Annotated in this window: 1 protein-coding gene; it reads left to right on the top strand. The window is 74.6% G+C overall.

The window, feature by feature from the left end; translation table 11 throughout:
• Positions 1-2,368 (top strand): condensation domain-containing protein (locus ACZ7RU_RS37000; protein WP_470345396.1); only part of this gene is annotated, 2,368 nt, incomplete at both ends.

Consider the following 2,368-nt stretch of genomic DNA (forward strand, 5'->3'; position numbering starts at 1 on the left):
CGTCGATCCCGACGGGCTCGCGTACGTGATCTACACCTCCGGTTCCACCGGCCGTCCCAAGGGCGTCCAGATCACCCACCGGGCCCTCGCCAACCACCTCGCCTGGGCGGTGACCGAGCTGGCCGAGCGCGGTACCGGTGGCGCTCCGCTGTTCTCCTCGCACGCCTTCGACCTGGTGGTCCCGAACCTCTGGGCCCCGCTGGCGAGCGGGCAGCGCCTCTGGCTGTGGCCGCAGGAGCGCGACCTCGCCGACCTCGGCGCCGACCTGTCGGCCGCGGGCCCCTTCTCCTTCGTCAAGCTCACCCCGGGCCACCTGGAAATGCTCACCCACCAGCTGACCGACGAGCAGCTCGCCGCCCTCGCCGAGGTGCTGGTCGTCGCCGGCGAGGCCTTCCCCGGCCGGCTGGCGGACCGGATGACCGCCCTGCTCGGGCCCGGCCGGCTGATCAACGAGTACGGCCCCACGGAGGCGACCGTTGGGACGACCGTCCACCCGGTGCCGGACGGCCAGTGCGAGCGGGTGGTCCCGATCGGTGCGCCGTTGCCCGGCGTGGTGGTGCGGGTGCTGGACGCCGGGTTGCGTCCGGTGCCGTTGGGCACGGTGGGGGAGTTGTGCGTCGGCGGCGTCGGGGTGGCCCGGGGCTACCTGGGCCGTCCGGGCCTGACCGCCGAGCGTTTCGTTCCCGACCCGCTCGGTGGGCCCGGGGCCCGGCTCTACCGGACCGGCGACCGGGCCTGGATCCGGCCCGACGGCGTGGTGGTGTACGCGGGGCGCGCCGACGACCAGGTGAAGGTGCGCGGCCACCGGGTGGAGCCGGGCGAGGTGACGGTGGCCTTGGCAGCGCTGCCGTCGGTGCGCGATGCGGCCGTGGTGGTGCACGAGGGCCGGCTGGTCGGGTACGCGGTGCCCTCGGGTGAACGGCTGCCCGCCGGGGCGGAGCTGCGGGAGGAGCTGGCGCGTACGCTGCCGGACTACCTGGTGCCGTCGGTGTTCATGGCGCTGGAACGGCTGCCGCTGACCGCCAACGGCAAGCTCGACCGGCGCGCCCTGCCCGCCCCCGACGCCGAGCTCCACGCGGAGTTCGTCGCCCCCGGCACGCCCACCGAGTACGCCCTCGCGCGGGTCTGGGCCCAGGTGCTGGACCTGCCCGGGGTCGGGACGACGGAGAGCTTCTTCGACCTGGGCGGTGACTCGATCCGGGCGGTGGCGGTGGCTGGCGCGCTGCGCGCGCAGGGCTTCGACGTCACGGTCCGCGACGTCTTCGCGGCCCGTACCGTGGCGGGCCTCGCCGCCCTGCTGGAGGGACGCTCCGCGGTGGTTCCGGAGGCGGGGATCGCCCCCTTCGCGCTGCTCGCCGAGGAGGACCGGGCCGCGCTGCCGCCGGGCGTTGCCGACGCGTACCCGGTCTCCCAGACCCAACTCGGCATGGTCGTCGAGATGTTCGCGGACGAGACCCTGCACCGTTACCACGGTGTGGCCTCCTTCCGGATCCGCGACGCCGAGCCGTTCCGGGCGGAGGCCTTCGCGGCCGCGGCCCGGGTGGTGGTGGAGCGGCACGAGGTGCTGCGGACCTCCTTCGACCTGGGGTCGTACTCGGTGCCCCTGCAGCTGGTGCACGCCGAGGCCTCGGTCCCGGTGACGGTGCACGACCTGCGGGGGCTGTCCGCGGAGGAGTTCCAGGACCGGCTGCGGGAGTTCCAGCAGGCCGAGCGGGCCGAGCTGTTCGACCTGTCGCGCGCACCGCTGCTGCGGCTGGCGGTGCACCTGGCCGAGGACGGCTGGTGGCTCACCATGGTCCGCTGCCACGCCATCACCGAGGGGTGGAGCAACTACAACCTCCTGATGGAACTGCTCGGTTGCTACCGCGCCCTGTCGGCCGGCCGTGACCCGGAGCCGCCCCGGCCGGCCCTGGTCCGCTACGCCGACTTCGTCGCCGGGGAGCTGCGGGCGCTGGACTCGGCGGAGGACCGTACGTACTGGGCCGGGCAGGTCGAGCGTTACCCGGCCTTCGCGCTGCCCGCCCACTGGGCGCAGGCACCCGGCCGGCCGAGCGAGCGCTACCGCCTTCAGGTCTCCTTCCAGGACCTGGAGGCCGACCTCCGGGCGCTCGCCGCCCGAGCCCGCGCCTCGCTCAAGAGCGTCCTGCTGGCCGCCCACCTCACCGTGCTCAGCCGCCTGACCGCCGAGCCCTCGTTCTGCACCGGCCTGGTCTGCGACGCCCGGCCCGAGGCCGTGGGCGCCGACCGGGTGCCCGGCATGTACCTCAACACGCTGCCGTTCGGCTTCGAGCGGGGTGCGCGGACCTGGCGTGAGCTGGTGAGCTCGGTGTTCGAGCGGGAGGTGGAGCTGTGGCCGCACCGGCGGTTC

The sequence above is a fragment of the Kitasatospora sp. NPDC114501 genome (assembly GCF_055633695.1).